Here is a 23,429-nt window from a genome sequence, read left to right on the forward strand (position 1 = left end):
CCGGCACTGTCGTCCCCAGCTGCACGATCGCTTCAAGGATGCCTTGTGTCAGCACCCATCCCTGAAGAAGAAGGCTGAGAAGTGCGTACGTACAGCCCTAAGCCCGGCGATGTGACTCGCCAGTGGCACGTCATTGACGCTCAGGACGTCGTCCTGGGCCGTCTCGCCACCACCGCTGCGTCCCTCCTCCGGGGCAAGCACAAGCCGATCTACGCCCCCCACGTCGACACCGGTGACTTCGTCATCATCATCAACGCCGACAAGGTGCACCTCTCCGGCAACAAGCGGACCCAGAAGATGGCGTACCGCCACTCCGGCTACCCGGGTGGTCTGCGCTCGGTCCGCTACGACGACCTCCTCGCGAACAACCCCGAGAAGGCCGTCGAGAAGGCCGTCAAGGGCATGCTCCCCAAGAACACCCTGGGCCGTCAGATGCTCTCCAAGCTGAAGGTCTACTCGGGCGACCAGCACCCGCACGCTGCCCAGCAGCCGGTGCCGTTCGAGATCACCCAGGTCGCGCAGTAAGTCCGGCCACCCCCTAAGACTGAAGAGAATCTGAGGAGAATCGTGGCCGAGACCACCGTTGAGCAGCCGGTCGAAGAGACTGAGCTCGTCGACATCGACAGCTACACCACCGAGTCCGAGGTCCCCGTCGAGGGCGAGTACACCTCGGAGTCCCTCGCGTCCCGCTTCGGCGAGCCCCAGCCGGCCGCCGGCCTGGGCCGTCGCAAGAACGCCATCGCCCGCGTCCGGATCGTCCCGGGCACCGGCAAGTGGAAGATCAACGGTCGCACCCTCGAGGACTACTTCCCGAACAAGGTGCACCAGCAGGAAGTCAACGAGCCCTTCAAGGTGCTCGAGCTCGAGGGCCGTTACGACGTCATCGCCCGCATCGCGGGTGGCGGTGTCTCCGGTCAGGCCGGTGCGCTCCGTCTCGGTGTCGCCCGTGCGCTGAACGAGGCCGACGTCGACAACAACCGCGGCCCGCTCAAGAAGGCCGGCTTCCTCCGTCGCGACGACCGTGCGGTCGAGCGCAAGAAGGCCGGTCTGAAGAAGGCCCGCAAGGCCCCGCAGTACAGCAAGCGCTAATCGCGTCCGCTGTCTTTGCAACGATCGCCCCGGCGGCACCTCTTGTGCTGCCGGGGCGGTTCGTTTACACAACCCCTACTGTTCCCGGACAGTCTCAGGGGATGTACTCGGGAGTGAGCCGCACTCTCTTCAGCAATACGGAGGACAACACAGTGGGACGACTCTTCGGCACGGACGGCGTGCGCGGCGTCGCCAACGCGGACCTGACGGCGGAGATGGCGCTCGGCCTCTCCGTGGCCGCGGCGCACGTACTGGCCGAGGCGGGCACCTTCGAGGGCCACCGGGCGACGGCGGTCGTCGGACGGGACCCGCGCGCGTCCGGGGAGTTCCTGGAGGCCGCCGTGGTCGCCGGGCTCGCGAGCGCGGGCGTGGACGTCCTGCGCGTCGGCGTGCTGCCCACTCCTGCTGTGGCGTACCTCACGGGCGCGCTCGGTGCCGACCTGGGCGTCATGCTCTCCGCCAGCCACAACGCCATGCCCGACAACGGCGTCAAGTTCTTCGCCCGCGGCGGCCACAAGCTCGCCGACGAGCTCGAGGACAAGATCGAGGCCGTGTACGACGCGCATCGGCACGGCGAGCCCTGGGAGCGGCCGACCGGTGCGGGCGTCGGGCGGGTGCGCTCGTACGACGAGGGCTTCGACCAGTACGTCGCGCATCTGACCGGCGTGCTCCCGAACCGGCTCGACGGGCTGAAGATCGTCCTCGACGAGGCGCACGGTGCCGCGGCCGGGGTGTCGCCGGAGGCGTTCTCGCAGGCCGGCGCCGAGGTGATCACGATCGGTGCCGAGCCGGACGGGCTCAACATCAACGACGGCTGCGGATCGACGCACCTGGGCCTGCTGAAGGCCGCCGTCGTCGAGCACGGGGCCGCGCTCGGCATCGCGCACGACGGCGACGCGGACCGGTGCCTCGCCGTGGACCACACCGGTGCGGAGGTCGACGGCGACCAGATCCTGGCCGTGCTGGCGCTGGCGATGCGGGAGCGGGGCGTCCTGCGTGAGGACACCGTTGTCGCCACGGTCATGTCCAACCTGGGCTTCAAGCTGGCGCTGGAGCGGGAGGGGCTGAATCTCGTCCAGACGGCGGTCGGGGACCGGTATGTGCTGGAGGAGATGAAGGAGCACGGGTACGCGCTCGGGGGTGAGCAGTCCGGGCACGTGATCATCCTCGATCACGCGACCACCGGTGACGGCACGCTGACCGGGCTGCTGCTGGCGGCCCGGGTCGCCGAGACCGGTCGTACGCTCAAGGACCTCGCGGGCGTCATGGAGCGGCTGCCGCAGGTGCTGATCAATGTGCCGGACGTGGACCGGGCGCGGGTGAAGACCTCGCCTGAGCTGGCGGCTGCCGTGGTCGAGGCCGAGCGCGAACTCGGTTCCACCGGGCGGGTGTTGCTGCGGCCGTCGGGGACCGAGCCCTTGGTGCGGGTGATGGTCGAGGCAGCGGACATCGACCAGGCTCGGGCGGTGGCCGGGCGGCTTGCCGATGTGGTGAAGTCGGCGCTGGGTTAGAGCCGACCCGCATCACCCGAAGGTTGTAACACAATGTGCCGAATGGGTTACTGATTGTTTCACTGACGTCGAGGCCGCCTGCGTGTGGCGTTCCCCCGACGGAAGTGAGAAAGGCACCATGAAGACAATCAGCAGAACCCTGAAGCGAGCAGCCGTTCCGGCCCTGGTCGCGAGTCTCGCGGTCCCCGCGCTCGCCACCCCGGCCGCGGCCCAGACTCCCGGCTCCACCGCGTTCCGTCTCTTCGGCATGGTGCTGCTCAGCGCCCGTTCAGGCGCGGCCAACCAGGTCACGGCCAGTACCTCCACCGGCCGTGTGATCCTCACGGACTCCACGGGCATCGCGCTGGGGCCGGGTTGCGCTCGCTTGTCGGCCACCAGCGTCGACTGCGGCAGTGTCGCCGGCACCTCCCAGCTCTCGATCGGGCTGGGTGACCTGAACGACAGCTTCGACGGGACGAGCGTGTCGCTGCGCACCCTCGTCGACGCCGGCACGGGCTCCGACACCGTGGCGACCGGCAGCGGCAACGACACGATCGGCGTGAGCGGCGACTCGCCCGCCGTCGACACGGTGTCCTGTGACGGTGGCTCGGCCGACGTGGTGTTCGCCGACCCCGGCGACAGCGTCGCCGCGGACTGCGAAACGCGTCACTAGCCGCCGCTTGCCCTGGCCGTGCGTTCACGCTGCCTGGCCCAGAGCCATTTCTGGGCCAGGAGTGTGAGGGTGCCGGCGAGGACGATGCCGAGCAGGTTCAGCAGGAGTTGCTCCGACGAACGCTCGGCCTGGTTGGTGTCGCTGTAGATCAGAGCCACGGCCGCGTTGGCGGCGGCGGGGACCGTCGTCACGGAGATGGCGACACCGACCAGCGCACCCGACTTGGCGGACGTCAGAGAGAGGGTGCCCGCGGCTCCGGCAAGGACCGCCACGACGAACGAGAACCAGTCCGGGGCGTAGATGAAGCCCGTGTTGGGCCGCTTCGCCTCCAGTTGGGCCTCGCTGAACAGGCCGACGGCATCCATGAACAGGCTGAAACCGACCGTCACCGCCATCGCCGCCGCGAAGCCCACCAACAGCGCGGTCAACGACCGCAGTGCCAGGCGCGGGGCACGCTGCACGATCGCTGTGCAGAAGCCCGCGAGCGGCCCGAACTCCGGTCCGACCGCCATCGCGCCCACGACCAGGATCGCGTTGTCGAGGACGACACCGCAGGCCGCGATCATCGTGGCGAGCGCGAGGAAGGCGACGTAGGTGACGGAGAGCGTGGACTCCTCGTGCGTCGCGTCGGTGAGGTGCTCCCAGAGCACGGCGTCCGCGCCTTCGCCGGGTGCCTCCGCCTCGGCCTTGTCCGCGCGCTTGGACAGCGACAGGTCGATGTTCTCGATGGCGATGGATCCGGTGCGGTCGAGCTCCAACTCCTGCAGCCCGGTGAGGAGTTCGTCGCCCGCCTCACGGGCCACGTCGCACATCACCACGTCCCCGGCGGGGTTGCGTGCGGCCCCCGGCAGCACGACGAGATGTGTGGTGCCGACGGTCCTCTCGATCAGGCGGACCACGTCGTCGGTCCTGTCGGACGGCGCGATCAGGCGCAAGTGCAGCATGGTTCTTTCTAACAGGCGGGGTCTACAGCTTGCGCAGCCGCAGGCGCTGGACCTTGTGGTCCGGGCCCTTGCGGACGACCAGGGTGGCCCGGCCGCGGGTCGGGGCGATGTTCTCCACCAGGTTGGGCTTGTTGATGGTGCGCCACTGGGTGCGGGCGTACTCGAGGGCCTCCTCCTCGGACACCTGCGTGTACTTGCGGAAGTACGAGTCCGGGTCCTGGAAGGCCGTCTGACGCAGCTTCTTGAACCGGTTGAGGTACCAGCGTTCGACGTCCTCGGGGCTGGCGTCGATGTACACGCTGAAGTCGAAGAAGTCGGCGAGACCGACGCGGGTACGGCCGTCCTTGCCGGGGAGGGCGGGCTGCAGGACGTTCAGGCCCTCGACGATCAGGATGTCCGGGCGGCGGACCGTGAGTCGCTGGTCGGGGACGATGTCGTAGATGAGGTGGGAGTAGACGGGGGCCGTCACCTCGTCCTTGCCCGCCTTGATGTCGGCGACGAAACGGGTCAGGGCGCGACGGTCGTAGGACTCGGGGAACCCCTTCCGCGACATGAGGCCACGGGCCTGGAGCTCCTTGGTGGGAAGCAGGAAGCCGTCGGTCGTGACCCGCTCGACGCGCGGGTGCTCGGGCCAGCGGGAGAGCAGGGCCTGAAGGAGGCGGGCGACGGTCGACTTGCCGCCTGCCACGGAGCCGGCGACCCCTATGACGAACGGGGTGCCGGACTGGGAGCCCTGTTCGCCGAGGAAGGTGTTCAGGGCGCCTCTGAGGCCGTCGGTGGCGCCGACGTAGAGGTTGAGGAGGCGGGACAGCGGCAGGTAGATGTCCCGCACCTCGTCGAGGTCGATGACGTCGCCGAGGCCGCGGAGCTTCTCGACCTCTTCGGCGGTGAGTGGCAGCGGAGTCTTGTCGCGCAGCGCGCTCCACTCGGAACGGGTGAGGTCGACGTAGGGAGTCGCCTCCGGCCTGGGCCGGTGGGCGCTCCGGGGCATCGAGGAGACCGGTGAGATCACAGTCCATTGTTAACGGAGTTTGAACGGGGGTGTGGGGTGGGGTGCGTCACGTGGGGCCGGGTGCGGACATGACACAGGGGCGGGCGGACTCTCTCTGTCCACCCGCCCCTGTGTCCCAGCGTCAGTCGGTTCGGTCGTTGAGCCCTTCACGTACGACCCAACGCGGGTAACCGAACCGCTCACCGAGGGCGACGAATCTGCGGTATATGTCGCCATCGGCCGGCACCGGCACGAAGTAGGCCTTCACCGCGCGCAGGAAGAGCCGGTAGCCGAGGTCGGCGCACGCCTCGGTGACCACCCGCTCCAGTGCGGGGACGAGGCCGGTCACCGGAGTTCCGAACGGAGGGTTCTCCGCGGCGTGGCCGAGGTGCTCCGCGGCCGAGTGGATCACCTGGAGGACGGCCTGCCTCAGTTCCTCGTCCACCACCGGATGTGGCGGCGGAGGGACGAACGCGCGATCGTCCCGGCGCACTCGGGCCAGCCATGCCTCTTCGGCGCGCTGCAGCCAGGCACGGGCGCTGATGCCGTACTCGGCTGGATCGAAGAGGCCGTGGGTCGCCCCGAGCCATGCCGTTCGAATCGTGTCCTCGGGGAGCGGCGACCGCAGGAGCCGCTGGATGTCCTGGCCCAACTGCACGGCCCTGGAGCGGTCGAACTCGTCGACGGCCAGTTCCGCGAAGCCGAGCCACTCCGCGAGGGGCCCCTCCTCGGGGCGGGAGTGGCGGTCCGGCTCCCGGTCGAACATGTCCACCAGGCGCCACCGCGAGGCGACCCAGGTCAGCCCGATGTCCGTCACGTAGACGTCCTCCAGGTACCCGTTCCCGGGATCCTTCTCCTCAGTCAAGATCACCCTTCCAGATAGGCGGTGTAGACGACCCACTTGCCGTGCGGGTGCTGCGCGTTCTTCTTGCCGATGTACTTCAGCTGCACGATGACCCAGTCGGTGTCGACAGCACTCTTCACTGCTTGAGTGCCGTTACGCACCCATTTGTCGCCCAGTTTGACTGACATGTCCCGCACCTCCCAGCGGATGGGCTTCAGGTCCGTCCGAGGGTCGAAGCGGCCGCCCTTCCCGAGCTTCCGGGCGATCTTGTCCTGCCAGGAGTTCAGGTCGGTCAGATGGTCCGGGTGGTGGTCCAGCCACTGCGTGATGGCCTTGTCGACGGCTTCGGCGGCGACGTCCTTGCTGGCCCATCGGGTCGCGATGCCCTCCCTGTTGTTCGGGTCCAGCGCCTTCGCCGCCATTTGGGCGTCCGTCTTGTTCACATGGTCACCGAGGGTGTGAGCGCCTTCAATGTCCTCGTCGGCGATGATGTTCACACAGTTGTGGACGAGAACGCTCTGAGGGTGGGCACCTTCGGTACTGACGTAGAAGGTGTGAATACCGTCGACCGTCAGGTCGTAGACCTCGCGAGGCGTCAGACCGGTCCGGTCCTTCACGGCCGTGACGATGCGGAACGTACCGGCCGGCGTGCGCAAGCTGTCGCCCACGTGCAGGGCGGAGACCAGCGTCCAGCCGTGATCCTTGACGAAGAAGCGGTGGCCTGCCGTGCTGGAGAGAACCCCGTCGCCCACCGTGATGTCCACCAGCCGCCGGGTGTCGTGCCGCATGGTGTCGGTCACGGGTCGCGCCGACGGCCGGCCGGTCTCCGGATCCGTGGCGCGGACCAGGTCCCCGACATGTATGTCGCGGATCGCCTTGTGGGATCCGTCTGCCATGAGGACCTGGGTGTCGCCCGGGAAACTGTTCCGGGGGCACGCGGTCGTGATCTCCTCGTAGAGCTCGACCTCCCTCTCGATCGCGGCGACCGCCGCCGCGTCCACGCCGTCGAGCGCCTTGAGCGCCTTGAACGCGTCCCGGACGCCGATGCCGGTGACGAACGCGGCGTCCACGGCCCGCAGTGCTTCCGCGATGGGCCGGATGATCTTGCCGGCGAACAGGCTCGCGACGTCCAGGGACGCCCAGGCGCATCCGCCCCAGCTGCCGCCCTCGAAACCGGAGGTGAACTTCTGGGTGCACTTGATCCAGCTGCCGAAGAGGATGTCGATGGGATCGACGCCGTCCTGCCACTCGGCGATCGTGATGTTGTGCGTGACCTCCTGGGACAGTTCCTTGGTCCGGACCTCGCCGAGGTACTTCGTCGCGTTGGAGGGGCACATGAACTTCTGCGGGTCCAGATCCTGTGCGGTGCACAGGTACAGGTCGAGGACGGCCTTGTACTTGATCTTCGAGGTGATCGTGCAGTTGCCGGTGTAGGCGAGGTGGTTCCACCAGTGGTCGCAGCCGTCGGTCTTCTTGACGACTTCCGGGTCGCCGACCTTCTCGATGTGGTCGACGACGTAGAAGACGTTGCCGATCGAGTGGCCGTTCTCGTCGGGAACGGTTCCGTCGCTGATCTGCTTGCCCTTGGCGGCCTTCTCGGCCCTGTCGGCTGCCTCCTGGGCTTCCTTGGCGTATTTGGCGGCGTCCTTGGCGGCCTGTTCGGCCTCGGTGGCGGCTGCGTCGGCGCGGTCGGCGGCGGAGCGGGCGTCCTTGGCGTCCTGTTCGGCCTGGGCGGCGGCGGAGCGGGCGGCTTCGGCGTCGAGAGCGGCGGCGTCGGCCGAGGCGCGGGCGTCCTTGGCGTAGCCCTCGGCGTTGCCTGCGGCGGTGTCGGCGGCTGCCGCGTCGTCGGCGGCCTGCTTGTCGTAGTCGATGGTGCGGGCCAGGGAGGCTGAGGCTGCCGCTGCGGCCTTGGCTGCGTCGGCCGCGTAGCCGAGGGCCTCCTTGGAGTAGGTGCGGGCGTCGGCGGCGTACTGGGCGGCGTTCGCCGCGTGCTGGTAGGCCTCCTTGGCGTCGCCCTTGGCCTGGTCGGCGAGGTTCTTCGCTGCCTGGGCCTCGGCTGCCGCGTTCTTGGCGTGCGCGTCGGCTACGGCCTGCTGCTGGTCGGCGATGGACTTGGACGCCTGGCCGGTCAGGACGACCAGACCTGCGGCGGAGTCGGTGTCGACATAGGCGGAGCCGAGCTGGATCGCGTCGTTGGCAGGGTTGGCGACCTGCTTTGCTGCTTCTCCGGCGTCCACGGCCGCCTGTGCGGTGACGTGAGCGAACCCGGCTGCCTTGGCGGAGGCGGCGAGCGCGTTTCCGGCTTCCTTGTTGGCGGCGTCGGCCTGGGTCTTGGCGTCCTTGGCGTGCTGCTCGGCCTCGTCGGCCAGCTTCACCGCGGTCCTGGCCTCGGCGGCTGCGTCCTGGGAGGCCTTGATGGCGTCGGCTGCGGCGCTGGTCGCGGTCTTCACCGCCGCGTCCGCCTTCAGCTTGTCCGCCTGAGCGGCATCCGCGTCGGAGCGGGCGCGCTTGGCGGCCGCCTCGGCGCGGGTGGCCGCGGCGTCCGCGTCGGCCGCCGCCTGGGTGGCGGCATCGGCCTCGGAACGGGCCCTGGTCGCGGCGGCTTCAGCGTCGTCGGCGGCATTGTCCGCGTCGTTGGCGGCGGCGCGGGCGGCGGTCGCGGCGTCCCCGGAGTCGAGGGAGTCGGCGTAGGCGTCCTTGGCGTCGGCCTTGGCGCGTGCGGCCTCGGCCTTCTGCTCCGCGTCCCACGCGTCGTCGCGCATCCCCTTGGCGTGGTCCTTGGCCGTGACCGCGTCGTCGCGCTTGCCTTCGGCGGTCTTCTCGGCGGCCTCGGCCTTGTCCTTGGCGTCCTTCGCGGCGGCCGCCTGGGTCTCGGCGTTCTTCTTGTGCTCGGCGGCCTCGGCCTGCTTGGCCGCGGCGGTCTCCTTCTCCGCCTTGGCCGTCTTCTCCTCCGCCTCGGCGGCCAGCCGCTTGGCATGGGCGTCGGCGGCAGCCGCCTTCGCGTCGCCCTCGGCCTTCAGAGCGGTGGTGAGCTTCGCCTCGGCCGTTTCCTTGTCGGCCTTGGCGTTGTCACGGTGGATCTTCGCCGCATCCGCGGCCGCCTTGGCCTGCAACTCGGCCGCCTCGGCGGCCTTCTTGCGGAACTCCGCCTTCGACTGAGCCGCCTGCGCGAGGGCACGCTGCGCGATCGTCTCGCTGTCCCCGGCCGCGGCACGGGTCGCGGCCTCCGCCGTCTCACCGGCCTTCTCCAGCGCCTGAAGTGCGGCAGCCGCACCCTTGGTGACCTGGTCCTTCTGCAGACCGACCAGCAGACCACGACCCCGCGGAGCACCCGCCGCATCAGCGATGCCGTACGCCGCCTGCAGCGCGGTGTCCGACGTGGTCGCGGCCTTCTGCCCGGACGTCAGCTGCGCCTTGAGTACGGCCAGCTGGCTCTTCGCGGCGCTCTGGGCGGCTGTGAGACCGGCCTTGGCCTTGGTGAACTGGGCCTTGTCCGGATAGCCCAGCTTGTCGTCGCCGGTGTGCCCCTCGGGGACGAGGCGGAACTTCTGCGCGGAGGAGCCGTTGCAGGTCGACAGCACGGCGTCTTTGCTGTTGTCGAACGTCGGCAGGTGCAGGCACTTGCCGGTGGCCGCGTTGAGCAGCGGGCCGGCGCTGCGGACATCGAACTTCCACTGCTGGGCCTTGGCGCTGCTGCAGTCGTGGATCTGGATCTTCGTGCCGTTGGCGTTGTTGCCGTTCAGCACCTCGAGGCACTTGAAGGAGTTCGGGTTGACCAGGGTGTAGCCGCCGTCGTAGCTGCCCAGCAGCTGCCACTTCTGGGAGGCGCCGCCGTTGCAGGTGTAGACCTGGACCGGGGTGCCGTTGGTCTTGCCGGCGCCCTGGACGTCGAGACACTTGCCGGAAGCGCCCGGCACCTGGATGACCAGCGGGGCGTCACCGATGTAACCGATGCCGCCGGGGGACCAGAAGTCCTGCCAGCGGGTGATGTGGTCGGCGACCCAGGAGTGCCCCAGCATGTCGCTGAGCGCCTTCGCGCCCTTGGCCAGGGCGTCGACGGCGGTCTTGTTCGCGTCCAGGATCTGGTTGCGCTGGGCGGCCTGGGAGGAGACCTCCTGCTGCCACTCGCCGGCCGCGGTGGAGGTGATGTCGCCCAGCACGTTGTCCGGGTCCAGCGGGTCACGCCAGCCGCAGGCGGCGAACCGGGACTTCACGTCCTCGACCGCGATGCGGTACTCCGGCGTGCCCGGCTGCGGGGCGGTGCGCGGGAAGCCACCCGAGGACAGGAAGATACGGGCGTCGTCGGCGCCCGCGTTGGTGGCCGGGCCGCCATGCATCCACTGGAAGGCGCTGTGCTCGGCGAGCGCCCGGTCCCAATCCTGCTGGTGGGTGGCCCAGTCGGGGTCCTTGCCGTAGAGCGGGCTGCCCGCGGCGTCGACGGCCTTGAGGGTCGCGTCGTCGGCCTTCGGAGTGTCGTCCTCGTAAAAGTCGTAGTCGTTCATCCAGAACCGGTCGGCGACCCACCCGCTCAGACCCGTCTGCCCGTCGAACGACTGCTGGCCGTCGCCGGAGGATCCGGGCGGCCAGTGGAACCCGCTGTCCGTGAATCCGTCAGGGGTCGCCAGGCTCTCGAGAGGTTTCTGCCAGTCCTTCCGCTGAGCAGCGAGATCGTCCATCTGCTTGCTCGCCGCGTCCTTGTCCTTCTGGTACGCCACGGCCAGCGGCGTCTGCTCCCAGTGCTCGCGGTTCGCCAGGACATGCAGCTTGTCGACGGGCTGGTTGAGGCCGTCCTGCGCGGTCGCGGCCATCGTCGGCCCGCCCAGCCGCAGTACGTGGGCCATCAGGCACTGGTCCTGCCGCAACTGCTCGGCGGAGGTGTCCTCGTACCAGGGGTAGGAATCAGCCGCCGGTTCGGCGTGCCGCTGGGACACACCCGGCTGAACCGCCAGACCCGCCAGGACGGCCAGTGCGGCGACGGACGTGACAGCGGAGGTGAGCTTCTGTGATCTTCGTTTTCCGGGCAGGCGGAACCACGGTCTGGGGTGCATGGAGGCATCCCTTTCTGCATTCAGTCGGGGGTGCGGGTGCGGGCCGGAAAGGCGTACGACGGCATCGCGATGCAACCCCTCCCCGTGAGCGACGGCGTTCCCCCGGTCGCTGGTTGGTGCGTGTGAAGGCGGAATGGTCAGGTTCGGCCTATACGCGGCGACAGCATAGGCATGTACACGCGGAACCGCACAAGGTTTCGCTTCGGCTGGATTGTGGTGGACCTTCGCACCCCGGTGAAATTTCCGAATTCGGGCAAGCGGAAGGCAATTTCGGGTGCTGTTGGATCGTAGGCTGCGGCACATGTGCGGAATCGTGGGATACGTGGGGTCGCAGTCGGCGCTCGATGTCGTGATGGCCGGACTGAAGCGACTGGAGTACCGGGGTTACGACTCGGCGGGCGTCGCCGTGCTGGCGGACGGGGGGCTGGCGGCCGCGAAGAAGGCCGGGAAGCTGGTGAACCTGGAGAAGGAGCTGGTGGAACGGCCGCTGCCGACGGGCTCGACCGGGATCGGACATACGCGGTGGGCCACGCATGGCGGGCCCACGGATCCGAATGCGCATCCGCATCTGGACAACGCGGGGCGGGTTGCCGTCGTCCACAACGGGATCATCGAGAACTTCGCTCTGCTGCGGGCCGAGTTGGAGGAGCGCGGGCACGACCTCGCCTCCGAGACGGACACCGAGGTGGTCGCGCATCTGCTCGCCGAGGAGTTCTCGGCGTGCGCGGACCTCGCCGAGGCGATGCGGCTGGTGTGCCGGCGGCTGGAGGGTGCGTTCACCCTGGTCGCGGTGCATGCGGATGACCCGGATGTGGTGGTCGGGGCGCGGCGGAACTCGCCGCTCGTGGTGGGCGTGGAGGACGGCGAGGCGTTCCTGGCGTCGGATGTCGCCGCGTTCATCGCCCACACGCGGTCGGCGGTCGAACTGGGTCAGGACCAGGTCGTCGAGCTGCGGCGGGACGGGGTGACGGTGACGGGGTTCGACGGCAGCCCGGCCGACGTGCGCTCGTACCACGTCGACTGGGACGCCTCCGCCGCGGAAAAGGGCGGCTACGACTACTTCATGCTCAAGGAGATCGCCGAGCAGCCCAAGGCGGTCGCCGACACGTTGCTGGGGCGCATCGATGTGGGCGGTTCGCTGACGCTGGACGAGGTGCGGATCAGCGCCGCCGAACTGCGGGAAGTCGACAAGGTGGTGATCGTGGCGTGCGGTACGGCCTTTCATGCCGGGCTCATCGCCAAGTACGCCATCGAGCACTGGACGCGGATTCCGTGCGAGGTGGAGCTTGCGAGCGAGTTCCGGTACCGGGATCCGATCCTCGATTCGCGTTCGCTGGTCATCGCCATCTCGCAGTCCGGCGAGACCATGGACACGCTGATGGCGCTACGGCATGCGCGGGAGCAGGGCTCCAAGGTGCTGGCCATCTGCAACACCAACGGGTCGACGATCCCGCGGGAGTCGGATGCGGTGCTGTACACGCATGCGGGGCCGGAGGTGGCTGTTGCGTCCACCAAGGCGTTCCTGACGCAGTTGGTCGCCTGTTATCTGGTTGCTCTGTATCTGGGGCAGGTGCGCGGCACCAAGTGGGGCGACGAGATCGGGGCCGTCATCCGGGATCTGTCGCACATCTCCGGTGAGGTCGAGCGGGTGCTGGAGACCATGGAGCCGGTACGGGAGCTTGCGCGGTCGCTCGCCGACAAGAAGACGGTGCTGTTCCTGGGGCGGCATGTGGGGTATCCGGTGGCGCTGGAAGGGGCTCTGAAGCTGAAGGAGCTCGCCTACATGCATGCCGAGGGGTTTGCGGCGGGGGAGTTGAAGCACGGGCCGATCGCGTTGGTCGAGCCCGATCTGCCGGTGGTCGTGGTCGTGCCTTCGCCCCGCGGGCGGTCTGTCCTTCACGACAAGATCGTGTCCAACATCCAGGAGATCCGGGCGCGGGGTGCGCGCACGATCGTGATCGCGGAGGAGGGGGACGAGGCGGTCGTGCCGTACGCCGACCATCTCGTACGGATCCCTGCGACGCCGACGTTGCTGCAGCCGCTGGTGGCTACGGTGCCGTTGCAGGTGTTCGCGTGTGAGTTGGCGACGGCTCGCGGCAATGAGGTGGATCAGCCGCGGAACCTTGCGAAGTCAGTGACGGTGGAGTGAGTCGGCTTCCGACTTCAGGGAGTTGAGGAAGGTGGAGAAGGCTCCGGTCGGGAAGGTGAGGGTTGCCCTGGCCGGGGTCTTTGAGTCGCGGACGGCAACGTGGGTCGAGGAGTTCGCGATCTCCACGCAGTCGTTGCCATCGCCCTCACCGGAGTAGGACGACTTCCGCCAGTTGTCCATGGGGTGCCTCACAGCTCTTTCGCCAGCCGGTTGATGAAGTCACGCGATCGCTCGGGATCGAGCGATACCTCTTCCACTTTACGGAAGCGCGTTCGATAGGCGTTGAGCTGGGCTTCGGAATCAATGAAGACGGAGCCGTGGGGGGCGTCACGCACGACCGTGTCCAGTTTGGGCAGAGGGCCGCCCACGTACGTCATGGTGTTCGAGGCTCTGGCGAATCCGTCCAGCTCGAAGGGGATGACGCGCAGGGTGATGTGGTCCGCTTCGGAGAATTCCAGCAGCCGGGTGAGTTGGGCTCTAGATGCGGCGCGGTCGCTGACTCTGATGCGTAGCGCAGCTTCGTGGATGACGACCTCGTACGGAAAGGTGACCTCCTGCCGTGCCATCCGGTGGCGGACGCGCAACTCAAGCTCGTCGGAAGTCAGTTCGGGGACCCGGGATGAGAAGACCGCGCGAGCGTAGTGCTCGGTCTGCAGCAGGCCCGGCACGAACAGGATGGCTACCTCGTGCCGGAATGAGGCGTGGTGGTCTAGCTCCGACAGGTCCAGGAACGATGTGGGCAGCTGGCCCCGGTATGCCTCCCACCAGCCGCGCGTCCTGTCGGTGGCCATCGCGACCAGGGCGTCGATGAAGGCCTCGTCCGTGCAGGCGTAGTGAAAGGCGAGGCGGCGGAGCCGCTTCTCGCTCAGCCCCGTCAGGCCTGCCTCGATTTGGCTGATCTGCGCGGAACTCACTCCGAGCAGTACTGCTGCCTCGCGAGTGGTGAGGCCTGCCGCTTCTCGAAGTCTGCGTACTTCTACCGCCAGGCGCATCTGACGTGCCGTTGGCTCGCGCCGCAAAACCACCGCGTGATCCTCCCAACGCGCCTGTGGGCGCGACTCGTTCGGAGGTCAGATTACGCGACCGGCTTGCAAAACCTAAACGGTAATCCCTACCGTTAGTGATGCGACGCACACTCTGCGGAAGTGCACCGCTCCGTCCTGCCATGACGGCTGCGGCAATGCCACCGCCAAACCCCCACCATCGAACCGGAGTTGCCGCATGCCCGAAAACGAACCGACCGAACCGTGGGAGTACACCCTGTACATCCCCAACGACCCCCGCGCCGTCACCGTCTGCCGCCGCACCCTCCGGCTGATCCTCACCATGCACGGTCTGATCGGTGTCGTGGACACCGCCGAGCTGCTGGCGAGCGAGCTGGTCTCCAACGCCGTATGCCACACCAAGGGGCCGGCGGCGTTGCGCGTGCGCTGGTCGGCGGGTGTGCTGCGGATCGGGGCGTGGGATGCCGATCCCGAACCGCCGGAGCCACCACGGGAGTTGGCGCAGCTCGCTGATGCGGCGGAGGGGCGCGGGCTCGCTCTGGTGCGTGCCTGTGCCGACCTGTGGGGGTGGCAGCCGCTGGCCAGGAACGGCAACCGGGGCAAGTACGTGTGGTTCGAGCTGGCCTCGGCGGCGTGAACGTTTCACCGACGCTCGAAAGGGTGAACGCATCTCGATCACCCGGACAAACCATCCCTTGATCCACCTAGGTTGCGCACATGGTCACATCGGCTCACGAGGGCATGCACCGCATCTTTCAGGCTGCGGACATATCCGCTGGTTGCCGGACCGGACAACCTGCCGGTGATCACCCATGCCCGGACCGCGGCGAAGAACCTCCCGCTGGCAGTGCTCTCCGCCCTGGCACACGCCCGCCTCGAAGTCACCCTGGGTAAGACTCCAGCCGGAGAGAAATGGAAGGCAATCATGTCGACGTTCGTCAGCTACTTCCCCGGTCGGGGGACGGTCCGTGAGACGGCCTACCTGGAGGGCAAGGCCTCGATGATCCTCCGCGCGTTGGAGAAGCGTGGCATCGCCGTCCCTGAGGAGACGCGGGAGCGCATCACCTCGTGCACTGACCTCGACACCCTCACCCTCTGGTTCGACCGTTCCCTGACAGCCACGGCGGCCGAGGACCTGTTCGCCGAGGACCCGCAGGTTCCGGGGACCAGCTCTGAACAGGCGTGAGCGTTGGCAGACCTGCAAGACCATGGGCAGCGCCTGAATCCGGAGCTGCAAGAGGAAATCTCAGGCATGTCCCTTGCGCTCGCGGCGGCCATGGCCTTTGGGCTCACCCCCGAGAAGGCCATGGCCGAACTCCGCGGAAGGTTAAAGGAGATCCTCAAGCGGGAGGGGCTGTCTCCCTGGGAGATAGCGTATCTGCGGGGCAAGATCGAGAAGTGGCCGCCGGGATACGCCGAGGAGTGGGCCGCCGGGTACGCCGAAGGCAGAGCCGCAGCCAGGGCGGAGGGGACCCTGTCCGCACTGGAGGCACGAGGCATCGCCGTACCGGCCAAAGTGCGCGAGCGCATCACCTCGTGCACTGACCTCGACACCCTCGCCCTCTGGCGCGACCGTTCCCTGACGGTCATGACGGCCGACGACCTGTTCCGCGAGGGCGCGGAGGCTCCCCCGCAATAGAGTGCCCGAATGAGCATCATCGGGGTCGGTATCGACGTAGCCGAGATCGATCGGTTCGAGACGTCACTCAAGCGGACGCCCGGGATGGCCGAACGGCTGTTCCTGGAGAGTGAGTTGCTGCTGCCCAGCGGGGAGCGCCGGGGTGTCGCCTCGCTCGCCGCGCGGTTCGCCGCCAAGGAGGCGCTGGCAAAGGCGCTGGGTGCGCCGCCAGGGCTGCTCTGGACGGATGCCGAGGTCGTCGTCGAGGACAGTGGGCAGCCTCGGCTGCGGGTGCAGGGGACGGTGGCGGCTCGGGCGGCCGAGCTGGGGGTGCGGTCCTGGCATGTGTCGCTGAGCCATGACGCCGGGGTGGCCTCGGCGGTGGTGATCGCCGAAGGCTGAGGGCAGACTCGACCCCATGCGTACTGCGTACAGCGTGGAGACGGTAAGGGCAGCGGAGCGGGAGCTCATGGCGCGGCTTCCCGAGGGGGCGTTGATGCAGCGGGCGGCTGCCGGGCTCGCCGCCGCTTGTGCCGATCTGATCGGGCGCGTCTACGCCAGCCGGGTCGTACTGCTCGTCGGGAGCGGGGACAACGGCGGCGATGCGCTGTATGCCGGGGCCCGGCTGGCCCGCCGGGGGGCGGCCGTCGCGGCCGTGCTGCTCGCGCCCGAGCGGGCCCATGCCGGGGGGCTTGCCGCCCTGCTGAGGGCCGGAGGGCGCGTGGTCCACGCGGGGGCCAGTGCCGGTGTCGCCGCCTCCGCGGGGGTCGGTCCCGTCGAAGAGGCGATCCTGCGGGCCGATCTCGTCGTCGACGGGATCGTGGGGATCGGCGGCAAGGGCGGACTCCGGCCCGATGCCGCGCAGTTGGCCGCGTGTGTCGAAGAGTCCGGTGCCCCCGTCGTCGCCGTCGATCTGCCCAGTGGTGTCGACGCCGATACGGGGGAGGTGCGCGGTGCCGCCGTCCGGGCCGATCTCACCGTCACGTTCGGGACGCACAAGCCGGGGCTGCTGATCGATCCCGCGCGGGAGTACGCCGGGTCGGTACGGCTCGTCGACATCGGGCTGGGGGAGGTGCTGCCCGCCGAGCCGGAGCTGGAGGCACTTCAGCATGTGGACGTTGCGAGGTTGCTGCCCGTGCCGGGGGCCGAGAGTGACAAGTACCGGCGGGGGGTTGTGGGGATCGCGGCCGGGTCCGCGCGGTATCCCGGGGCTGCCGTCCTCGCCGTCTCCGGGGCGCTGCGCGGCGGCGCCGGAGCGGTGCGGTACGTCGGGCCCGCCGGGGACGCCGTCGTCTCACGGTTCCCCGAGACGCTCGTATCGGATCAGGGGCCCGCGAAGGCCGGGCGGGTGCAGGCCTGGGTGGTCGGGCCCGGCGCGGGGGACGACGCCTCGACCGTGGCCGAGGTGTTGGAAGCGGACGTGCCCGTGCTCGTCGACGCGGACGGGCTGCGGCTCGCCGAACGGGATGCCGTACGGGCTCGTAGCGCGCCCACGCTCATGACCCCGCACGCCGGGGAGGCCGCCGCGCTGCTCGGTGTGGCACGGGAGGAGGTCGAGGGGGCGCGGCTGGCCTCGGCGCGTGAACTCGCCTCGCGGTACGGGGCGACCGTGCTGCTCAAGGGGTCTACGACGCTCGTCGTCGGTCCGGGTGGCGGGGTCGTACGGGTCAATGCGACCGGGACGCCCTGGCTCGCCACCGCGGGCAGTGGGGATGTGCTGTCGGGGCTCGCAGGGTCGCTGCTGGCCTCCGGGCTCTCCGCGCTGGACGCGGGGAGCGCGGCCGCCTATCTGCACGGCCTGGCCGGGCGGTTCGCCGCAGACGGGGCGCCGGCGGGCGCGCACGACGTCGCCGAGGCGATTCCGGGGGCGTGGCGGGACGTGCGGGACTGATCGACGAGGTCGGTCGGTGGCGGACCGTGCCTCGCAATCTGGGCCGGGTCCGCCCGGGGAGTCCTGACGGAGGTTCTGCACGGGGCCGTGCTGCACCGGTCGGCGCGCATGACGTGGTCGAGGCGATTCCGGGGGCGTGGCGGGACGTGCGGGACTGACCGGCCAGGTCGGCAGCCGGTCGGACGTACCTCGCGGTCAGCTTTGGCGGAGGTCCTGCACCACGCTCAGGATGTTTCCCTCGCTGTCCTTGAACCAGGCGCCGCGCATGCCTGCGCCCTCCGCCACGCCGTCCACCGTCTTCAGGCCCGGCAGGTCGTACTCCTCGAAGGTCACACCGCGGCCGCGCAGGTCCGCCATCTCCGCGTCGAGGTCGCCGACGGTCCAGCCGGCCAGGGTGTGGGCGGCCTGGCCGCCGCTCGGTGTCGTGTAGAGGACGAACCGGGCGCCGCCGGACTCGAAGAGCGCGGTGTCCTGGCGGTCGTCGATGAGCTTGAGGCCGAGTGTGTCGCCGTAGAAGTGCTTGGCCCGTTCGATGTCGGTCGCCGGGATGACGGCGTTGAGTGGTGTGTCTGCCAGCATCTCCACCACCTCCGGTTCTCAGCGTAGGCCGGGGGGCGCGGGCCGTCGCCCGGGCGGTCGCTCGTCGGAAAGGGTGACCCCGCCGCGCGCCGCTCCCGGCCTGTCGGCCCTGCACGTTTCTCTGATTGCATGATCAATAGGCATATTGCGCGTGTCGTCTGTCGGGGTGCCGCGGTCGTGCTCGCCGCCGTCACCGTTCTCTCCACCGGCGCCACCTCGGCAACCCCCGAGGCTCCTGCCTCCAGAGTCGAGCTCGTGTCCGACCCCGTAGATCCCCCGGGCGCGCCGGAGGGGACGTACGACCCCGTCGAGTACGCGCCGATCGACGACGCCGTGGGGGAGGTGAAGTGCAGCAGGAAGACCGGGCCCCATCAGCGGGCGGTCGAGAAGTGGCTGAAGCGGAGGGCGGACGGGAAGCAGTCGGCGGCCGACTGTCGGGCCATCCGGACGTTCCAGGTGAAGCACGGGATCAAGGAGGCGAAGGGGTTCGCCGGGCCCGTCACCTGGGCCGCCATACAGCTCATTTCCGCGAGGAAGCATCCGAACGCCCGGAAGAAGTGCCCCGAGCGGACGTATCGCGTCGCGTGTGTCGATCTCAATCGGCAGCTGACCTGGGTGCAGAAGGGGAGCAAGGTGGTCTACGGTCCCGTGCCCATGCGCAGCGGGCGGGTCGGGCATCGCACCCGGACCGGCTGGCACAAGATCTACTGGAAGCACAAGAAGCACTGGTCGACGCTGTACGACGCGCCCATGCCCTATGCCCAGTTCTTCAGCGGCGGGCAGGCCTTTCACGGCGTCCACGACAGCATTTACACCACCCTCGGCTCATGGGGGTGCGTCAATCTGCGGCCGGGCGACGCCCGGAAGCTGTGGCGTGTGCTGAGGAAGGGCGACCGTGTGTATGTGTGGGGACACCGGCCCGGGAAGTAGGCGGCTTGCACGGGGGGCCGGTGCCTCGGGGGTGTCGGACCCCTCTGAGACACTGGGGGCGCCATGACTGAGACAGCAGCTGCCCCGACCGCGCCCCTGCGCGCCCGCGCCGAGATCGACCTGGCCGCTCTGCGCGCCAACGTGCGGACCCTGCGCGCCCTCGCGCCGGGCGCTGCCCTCATGGCCGTGGTCAAGTCCGACGCATACGGTCACGGGGCCGTGCCGTGCGCCCGGGCCGCCGTGGCGGCGGGGGCCGCATGGCTGGGCACCGCCACGCCCGAGGAGGCGCTCGCGCTGCGGGCCGCCGGGCTGCCCGGACGCATCATGTGCTGGCTGTGGACGCCGGGCGGGCCCTGGCGGGAGGCGATCGAGGCCGACATCGACGTGTCGGTGAGCGGGATGTGGGCTCTGGAGGAGGTCACCGCGGCGGCCCGGGCGGCGGGGATCCCCGCGCGCGTGCAGCTCAAGGCCGACACCGGGCTGGGGCGGGGCGGCTGTCAGCCGGGGGAGGACTGGGCCGAGCTGGTCGCGGCCGCCCTGCGCGCCGAGGCCGACGGGATCCTGCGCATCACCGGGCTCTGGTCGCACTTCGCGTGCGCCGACGAACCCGGGCACCCCTCGATCGACCTCCAGCTCACCCGCTTCCGTGAGATGGTCACGTACGCCGAGAGCCAGGGCGTGCGCCCCGAGGTGCGGCACATCGCCAACTCGCCCGCCACCCTCACCCTTCCCGAGGCCCACTTCGACCTGGTTCGGACCGGGATCGCCGTGTACGGCATCTCGCCGAGCCCCGAGATGGGCAGTCCCGCCGACTTCGGGCTGCGTCCGGTGATGACACTGTCGGCCTCCATCGCGCTCGTGAAGCACGTCCCAGGGGGTCACGGCGTCAGTTACGGGCATCACTACGTCACCCCCGGCGCGACGACCCTCGGACTCGTGCCCGTCGGGTACGCCGACGGCATTCCGCGGCATGCCTCCGGGACCGGTCCGGTGCTGGTCTGCGGCAAGTGGCGGACCGTCGCCGGGCGGGTCGCGATGGACCAGTTCGTCGTCGATCTCGGCGGGGACGAGCCGGCGGCCGGTACCGAAGCGGTGCTGTTCGGGCCCGGCGACCGCGGCGAGCCCACCGCCGAGGACTGGGCGCAGGCCGCGGGCACCATCGCGTACGAGATCGTCACGCGGATCGGAACGCGCGTTCCCCGCGTCTACGTGAATGAGCAACAAAGCGGGTAACCGCACAGAGGCCCGACAGTCCACCGACCGGCAGAAGTGCAGCGCCCGTAAGCCGAGCAACATCGGGCAGTCGATCAGCAGCGGTATCAACAGGCAACACGAGTAACGCAAGCAACAACTGCATCACCCGACCCAGCGAACAGCAGTAGTGATCCGGCGAAGAGGAGCGGTACGTGAGCGAGAGCACTGCGGAGGCCGTCGCAGCCGTCGCCTCCGCCACGGGGGCGGCCGGGAACTGGCGCAGGGCGACCGGCATCGCGGGCGCCGCGATAGGCGTGGTCGCCGCGGGCGCGGCGGCCGGCGTCGCCATAGAGCGGCTCACCGTCGGCCGCGGGATGAGGAAGAAGGCGCGGCTCGCGCTCGACTCGACCGGGCCGTACGGGGCGCTGCGCGGCACGCCCGGCAAGGCCACGGCCGACGACGGCACCGAGCTGTACTACGAGGTCGACGACGTCGACCCGGCTGCCGTGCCCGCGCTCGGCCCGCGCCGCAGGCGGCTGTTCGGGCGGAAGGCGCCCGCTCCCGTCACCGTCGTCTTCAGCCACGGCTACTGCCTCAGCCAGGACTCCTGGCACTTCCAGCGTGCGGCCCTGCGCGGTGTCGTACGGACCGTGCACTGGGACCAGCGCAGCCACGGGCGGTCCGGGCGGGGCGTGCAGCAGGTGCAGGACGGCGTGCCGGTCAGCATCGACCAGCTCGGTCGCGATCTGAAGGCCGTCATCGACGCCGCCGCGCCGGACGGGCCGATCGTGCTCGTCGGGCACTCCATGGGCGGCATGACGATGATGGCGCTGGCCGACCAGTTCCCCGAGCTGATCCGGGAGCGGGTGGTCGCCACCGCCTTCGTCGGTACGTCGTCCGGGCGGCTCGGCGAGGTCAACTTCGGGCTGCCGGTCGCGGGCGTGAATGCCGTACGGCGGGTGCTGCCCGGAGTGCTGAAGGCGCTCGGGCAGCAGGCCGCGCTGGTGGAGAAGGGGCGGCGGGCGACCGCCGATCTGTTCGCCGGGATCATCAAGCGGTACTCGTTCGCGTCGCGTGACGTCGACCCGGCGGTCGCGCGCTTCGCCGAGCGGATGATCGAGGGCACGCCGATCGACGTGGTCGCCGAGTTCTACCCGGCGTTCACGGAGCACGACAAGACCGAGGCGCTGGTGCACTTCGCGGATCTGCCCGTGCTGGTGCTGGCCGGGATCGGTGATCTCGTCACGCCCAGCGAGCACAGCGAGGCGATCGCCGACCTGCTGCCGGACGCCGAGCTGGTGCTGGTACCGGACGCCGGGCACCTGGTGATGCTGGAGCACCCGGAGGTGGTCACCGACCGGCTGGCCGACCTGCTCACCCGCGCGGGTGCCGTGCCGGCAGGAGCTACCGTGGGTGGCTATGGAAGCACCAGCAGCACCGCACAACCCGGCTGAGACCGGGGCCTCCGTGTCCTTGGCCGCGCCTTCCGTGGAGATCACCGTCACGTCCCCCGAGCAGATGCGGGACCTGGGCCGCCGCCTCTCCAAGGTGCTGCGCGCCGGTGACCTCGTGATGCTCAACGGGGAACTCGGCGCGGGCAAGACGACGCTCACCCGCGGGCTGGGTGAAGGGCTCGGCGTCCGGGGCGCGGTCACCTCGCCGACCTTCGTCATCGCCCGCGTGCATCCGTCCCTGGGTGACGGTCCGCCGCTCGTGCACGTCGACGCGTACCGCCTGGGCGGCGGGCTCGACGAGATGGAGGACCTCGACCTCGATGTCTCGCTGCCCGAGTCGGTGATCGTCGTGGAGTGGGGCGAGGGCAAGGTCGAGGAGCTGACCGACGACCGGCTGCACGTCGTCATCCACCGGGCCGTCGGAGACACGACGGACGAAGTCCGGCACGTGACGGTGACCGGGCTGGGCGAGCGGTGGTCGGCGGTGGACCTGAGCGTGCTGTCCGCCTGACGGCCGCATGGTCGGCGCACGATTCCGTGAACGTTCCGACAAGACGTCGGCAAGATATTGCATTCGGTGTCTTGTGCGTGGTCACATGGTATCCAGTTCGTAGTTAGGTCTACCTAACTACGCCCGCCCCCGGGTCCTCAGGAGGCGTCCATGCCGGCCACCGAGAGCAACGCGCAGCAGCAGAAGCCGTACGCCGTCGTAGCCGGTGTGTCCATGCGCGAACTGCTGGCGTCGTGCGCCGCGGCGGACGCGGTCTCGACCCCGCCGCGGCTGCCGGACCCCGAGGTGTCCCGGCCGTCGGCAGGGCACCGGGAAGCCGCGTAGGCGCTCCGCTGGAGGTGCCGAGGCGGGTTGTTCTTCGTCTGCCGGCCCTGTCGTGGCCGGTCGTGCCCCGCGGGGGAGCCGCACTCATCTGGCCTGCCTGGAGAAACCCGCTCAGGGGATCACGGCGATCCGCGCGCCGATCGTCGCGAACTCCCACAGTGCTGCGCCGTCCTTGCGGGACTCGCGGATCCCGCCCGTGCGCACCGTCGGGTCCGGTGCCGCCGGTGAAGTCCTGACCGCCGCGCTGAAGCCGACGGCGACGCCTTCCACGCTGGTGAAACGCACGACGTGCTCGATGGCGGTCCCGTCGGTGCCGATGGCGGAGTTCGAACGGGAGGTCACCCCGTAGACGCCGGGTGCCGGGTCGACATTGCCCGGGGCGACCGGGAAGCTGCGCAGGACCTGGTTGCGGGCGTCGACCAGCCAGACCCGGTCGGAGCCCACCGAGTAGACGACACGTTCCCCGGCGCCGGATGCGGCGGGCGGGAGGCCGGGGTTGCGCTGGGTGCCGGGCGCTCCCGGGGCGGCCGCCGCGGGGGAGGCGCTCGCCTGCGGCTTGCCGAAGCCGGCCGGCACGGTCACGGAGGCCCGGTAGCCGAGGAAGCCGACGGCGGCCAGGGCGGCCACGGTGAGCCCGAACACGAATCCGGAGCTGCTCCTTGCCACGGTCGCCACCTGCCCCATTCGCCTCGTATG

Annotated in this window: 23 protein-coding genes; 15 read left to right on the forward strand and 8 right to left on the reverse strand. The window is 69.6% G+C overall.

All coding sequences use genetic code 11. From position 1 onward, the window contains the following. The first annotated feature begins 81 nt into the window (after positions 1-81). The 4 genes from rplM (at position 82) to ACWDAG_RS21895 (ending at position 3,252) form a co-directional block, all read left to right on the forward strand. Positions 82-525, forward strand: coding sequence for a 50S ribosomal protein L13 (rplM, locus tag ACWDAG_RS21880; RefSeq protein ID WP_030930458.1), 444 nt, complete (start codon positions 82-84; stop codon positions 523-525). A gap of 42 nt (positions 526-567) precedes the next feature. Beyond that, positions 568-1,089 carry a 30S ribosomal protein S9 gene (gene rpsI, locus ACWDAG_RS21885; RefSeq protein WP_115906438.1) on the forward strand — a complete coding sequence of 174 codons (522 nt, stop codon included), beginning with the start codon at positions 568-570 and terminating at the stop codon, positions 1,087-1,089. 152 nt (positions 1,090-1,241) lie between these two features. Beyond that, on the forward strand, positions 1,242-2,600 hold the full coding sequence (glmM, locus tag ACWDAG_RS21890) for a phosphoglucosamine mutase (RefSeq protein ID WP_450697225.1): 1,359 nt from the start codon (positions 1,242-1,244) through the stop codon (positions 2,598-2,600). A gap of 118 nt (positions 2,601-2,718) precedes the next feature. Further along, complete coding sequence (locus ACWDAG_RS21895) at positions 2,719-3,252, forward strand: hypothetical protein (protein ID WP_450697226.1); 534 nt, start codon at positions 2,719-2,721, stop codon at positions 3,250-3,252. Here the strand turns inward: ACWDAG_RS21895 and ACWDAG_RS21900 are convergent. The 4 genes from ACWDAG_RS21900 to ACWDAG_RS21915 form a co-directional block, all read right to left on the reverse strand. Continuing rightward, entirely contained in the window at positions 3,249-4,196 is a 948-nt protein-coding gene (locus ACWDAG_RS21900) for a DUF389 domain-containing protein (protein WP_450697227.1), read from the reverse strand. The two genes, ACWDAG_RS21895 and ACWDAG_RS21900, sit on opposite strands and share 4 nt — an antisense overlap. Positions 4,197-4,218: 22 nt before the next feature. Beyond that, on the reverse strand, positions 4,219-5,187 hold the full coding sequence (gene coaA / locus ACWDAG_RS21905) for a type I pantothenate kinase (protein WP_450697259.1): 969 nt from the start codon (positions 5,185-5,187) through the stop codon (positions 4,219-4,221). A gap of 142 nt (positions 5,188-5,329) precedes the next feature. Next, positions 5,330-6,052 carry a hypothetical protein gene (locus tag ACWDAG_RS21910; RefSeq protein WP_450697228.1) on the reverse strand — a complete coding sequence of 241 codons (723 nt, stop codon included), beginning with the start codon at positions 6,050-6,052 and terminating at the stop codon, positions 5,330-5,332. 2 nt (positions 6,053-6,054) lie between these two features. After that, positions 6,055-11,079 carry an RICIN domain-containing protein gene (locus tag ACWDAG_RS21915; RefSeq protein ID WP_450697229.1) on the reverse strand — a complete coding sequence of 1,675 codons (5,025 nt, stop codon included), beginning with the start codon at positions 11,077-11,079 and terminating at the stop codon, positions 6,055-6,057. A 301-nt stretch (positions 11,080-11,380) separates the two neighbouring features. Between ACWDAG_RS21915 and glmS the strand changes: the two genes are divergently transcribed. Next, entirely contained in the window at positions 11,381-13,228 is a 1,848-nt protein-coding gene (gene glmS / locus ACWDAG_RS21920; protein ID WP_450697230.1) for a glutamine--fructose-6-phosphate transaminase (isomerizing), read from the forward strand. Here glmS and ACWDAG_RS21925 read toward each other — a convergent pair. Both ACWDAG_RS21925 and ACWDAG_RS21930 read right to left on the reverse strand, forming a co-directional pair. Continuing rightward, positions 13,211-13,408 carry a DUF397 domain-containing protein gene (locus ACWDAG_RS21925; protein WP_450697231.1) on the reverse strand — a complete coding sequence of 66 codons (198 nt, stop codon included), beginning with the start codon at positions 13,406-13,408 and terminating at the stop codon, positions 13,211-13,213. The two genes, glmS and ACWDAG_RS21925, sit on opposite strands and share 18 nt — an antisense overlap. A gap of 8 nt (positions 13,409-13,416) precedes the next feature. Further along, on the reverse strand, positions 13,417-14,253 hold the full coding sequence (locus tag ACWDAG_RS21930; protein ID WP_450697232.1) for a helix-turn-helix domain-containing protein: 837 nt from the start codon (positions 14,251-14,253) through the stop codon (positions 13,417-13,419). Positions 14,254-14,449: 196 nt separating this feature from the next. Here ACWDAG_RS21930 and ACWDAG_RS21935 point away from each other — a divergent pair, with 196 nt between their 5' ends. The 5 genes from ACWDAG_RS21935 to ACWDAG_RS21955 all read left to right on the forward strand — a co-directional run bounded on the left by ACWDAG_RS21935 (position 14,450) and on the right by ACWDAG_RS21955 (position 17,741). Next, positions 14,450-14,869 (forward strand): ATP-binding protein, encoded by a 420-nt coding sequence (locus tag ACWDAG_RS21935; RefSeq protein ID WP_450697233.1) that lies wholly within the window; start codon positions 14,450-14,452, stop codon positions 14,867-14,869. Positions 14,870-15,157: 288 nt separating this feature from the next. Then, positions 15,158-15,418 carry a hypothetical protein gene (locus tag ACWDAG_RS21940; RefSeq protein ID WP_450697234.1) on the forward strand — a complete coding sequence of 87 codons (261 nt, stop codon included), beginning with the start codon at positions 15,158-15,160 and terminating at the stop codon, positions 15,416-15,418. Positions 15,419-15,484: 66 nt separating this feature from the next. Further along, positions 15,485-15,871 carry a hypothetical protein gene (locus ACWDAG_RS21945; RefSeq protein WP_450697235.1) on the forward strand — a complete coding sequence of 129 codons (387 nt, stop codon included), beginning with the start codon at positions 15,485-15,487 and terminating at the stop codon, positions 15,869-15,871. Positions 15,872-15,880: 9 nt separating this feature from the next. Continuing rightward, the gene (locus tag ACWDAG_RS21950; RefSeq protein ID WP_450697236.1) at positions 15,881-16,252 is read left to right on the forward strand and encodes a holo-ACP synthase; all 372 of its coding nucleotides are present in this window, start codon (positions 15,881-15,883) and stop codon (positions 16,250-16,252) included. Between the two features lie 16 nt (positions 16,253-16,268). Then, entirely contained in the window at positions 16,269-17,741 is a 1,473-nt protein-coding gene (locus ACWDAG_RS21955; protein WP_450697237.1) for an NAD(P)H-hydrate dehydratase, read from the forward strand. 195 nt (positions 17,742-17,936) lie between these two features. Here ACWDAG_RS21955 and ACWDAG_RS21960 read toward each other — a convergent pair whose 3' ends face one another. After that, positions 17,937-18,320, reverse strand: coding sequence for a VOC family protein (locus tag ACWDAG_RS21960; protein ID WP_450697238.1), 384 nt, complete (start codon positions 18,318-18,320; stop codon positions 17,937-17,939). Positions 18,321-18,497: 177 nt separating this feature from the next. On the opposite strand from ACWDAG_RS21960, the gene ACWDAG_RS21965 reads away from it, so the two are divergent. From ACWDAG_RS21965 to ACWDAG_RS21985, 5 genes are all read left to right on the forward strand, one after another. After that, positions 18,498-19,250 carry a L,D-transpeptidase family protein gene (locus ACWDAG_RS21965; RefSeq protein ID WP_450697239.1) on the forward strand — a complete coding sequence of 251 codons (753 nt, stop codon included), beginning with the start codon at positions 18,498-18,500 and terminating at the stop codon, positions 19,248-19,250. A 63-nt stretch (positions 19,251-19,313) separates the two neighbouring features. Further along, positions 19,314-20,483: an alanine racemase gene (gene alr / locus ACWDAG_RS21970; RefSeq protein ID WP_450697240.1), complete on the forward strand. Its 1,170-nt coding sequence runs from the start codon at positions 19,314-19,316 to the stop codon at positions 20,481-20,483. Between the two features lie 173 nt (positions 20,484-20,656). Further along, the gene (locus ACWDAG_RS21975) at positions 20,657-21,898 is read left to right on the forward strand and encodes an alpha/beta fold hydrolase (RefSeq protein WP_450697241.1); all 1,242 of its coding nucleotides are present in this window, start codon (positions 20,657-20,659) and stop codon (positions 21,896-21,898) included. Next, the gene (gene tsaE / locus ACWDAG_RS21980; RefSeq protein WP_450697242.1) at positions 21,864-22,409 is read left to right on the forward strand and encodes a tRNA (adenosine(37)-N6)-threonylcarbamoyltransferase complex ATPase subunit type 1 TsaE; all 546 of its coding nucleotides are present in this window, start codon (positions 21,864-21,866) and stop codon (positions 22,407-22,409) included. Before ACWDAG_RS21975 ends, tsaE begins: the two co-directional genes overlap by 35 nt. A gap of 150 nt (positions 22,410-22,559) precedes the next feature. Beyond that, the gene (locus ACWDAG_RS21985) at positions 22,560-22,733 is read left to right on the forward strand and encodes a hypothetical protein (protein WP_450697243.1); all 174 of its coding nucleotides are present in this window, start codon (positions 22,560-22,562) and stop codon (positions 22,731-22,733) included. A 111-nt stretch (positions 22,734-22,844) separates the two neighbouring features. On the opposite strand, the gene ACWDAG_RS21990 is transcribed toward ACWDAG_RS21985, so the two are convergent. After that, positions 22,845-23,399 carry a hypothetical protein gene (locus ACWDAG_RS21990; protein WP_450697244.1) on the reverse strand — a complete coding sequence of 185 codons (555 nt, stop codon included), beginning with the start codon at positions 23,397-23,399 and terminating at the stop codon, positions 22,845-22,847. Between the last annotated feature and the right edge of the window lie 30 nt (positions 23,400-23,429).

The sequence above is a fragment of the Streptomyces sp. NPDC001157 genome, from assembly GCF_053598255.1.

What these genes read in the sequence shown, in the direction of transcription:
- alr (WP_450697240.1), top strand. Translation starts at nt 19,314, where the DNA reads ATGACTGAGACAGCAGCTGCCCCGACCGCGCCCCTGCGCGCCCGCGCC.
- ACWDAG_RS21945 (WP_450697235.1), top strand. Translation starts at nt 15,485, where the DNA reads ATGTCCCTTGCGCTCGCGGCGGCCATGGCCTTTGGGCTCACCCCCGAG.
- ACWDAG_RS21925 (WP_450697231.1), bottom strand. Translation starts at nt 13,408, where the DNA reads ATGGACAACTGGCGGAAGTCGTCCTACTCCGGTGAGGGCGATGGCAAC.
- glmS (WP_450697230.1), top strand. Translation starts at nt 11,381, where the DNA reads ATGTGCGGAATCGTGGGATACGTGGGGTCGCAGTCGGCGCTCGATGTC.
- ACWDAG_RS21950 (WP_450697236.1), top strand. Translation starts at nt 15,881, where the DNA reads ATGAGCATCATCGGGGTCGGTATCGACGTAGCCGAGATCGATCGGTTC.
- ACWDAG_RS21985 (WP_450697243.1), top strand. Translation starts at nt 22,560, where the DNA reads ATGCCGGCCACCGAGAGCAACGCGCAGCAGCAGAAGCCGTACGCCGTC.
- ACWDAG_RS21935 (WP_450697233.1), top strand. Translation starts at nt 14,450, where the DNA reads ATGCCCGAAAACGAACCGACCGAACCGTGGGAGTACACCCTGTACATC.
- coaA (WP_450697259.1), bottom strand. Translation starts at nt 5,187, where the DNA reads ATGCCCCGGAGCGCCCACCGGCCCAGGCCGGAGGCGACTCCCTACGTC.
- ACWDAG_RS21940 (WP_450697234.1), top strand. Translation starts at nt 15,158, where the DNA reads ATGTCGACGTTCGTCAGCTACTTCCCCGGTCGGGGGACGGTCCGTGAG.
- ACWDAG_RS21960 (WP_450697238.1), bottom strand. Translation starts at nt 18,320, where the DNA reads ATGCTGGCAGACACACCACTCAACGCCGTCATCCCGGCGACCGACATC.
- ACWDAG_RS21900 (WP_450697227.1), bottom strand. Translation starts at nt 4,196, where the DNA reads ATGCTGCACTTGCGCCTGATCGCGCCGTCCGACAGGACCGACGACGTG.
- ACWDAG_RS21955 (WP_450697237.1), top strand. Translation starts at nt 16,269, where the DNA reads ATGCGTACTGCGTACAGCGTGGAGACGGTAAGGGCAGCGGAGCGGGAG.
- ACWDAG_RS21915 (WP_450697229.1), bottom strand. Translation starts at nt 11,079, where the DNA reads ATGCACCCCAGACCGTGGTTCCGCCTGCCCGGAAAACGAAGATCACAG.
- ACWDAG_RS21895 (WP_450697226.1), top strand. Translation starts at nt 2,719, where the DNA reads ATGAAGACAATCAGCAGAACCCTGAAGCGAGCAGCCGTTCCGGCCCTG.
- tsaE (WP_450697242.1), top strand. Translation starts at nt 21,864, where the DNA reads ATGGAAGCACCAGCAGCACCGCACAACCCGGCTGAGACCGGGGCCTCC.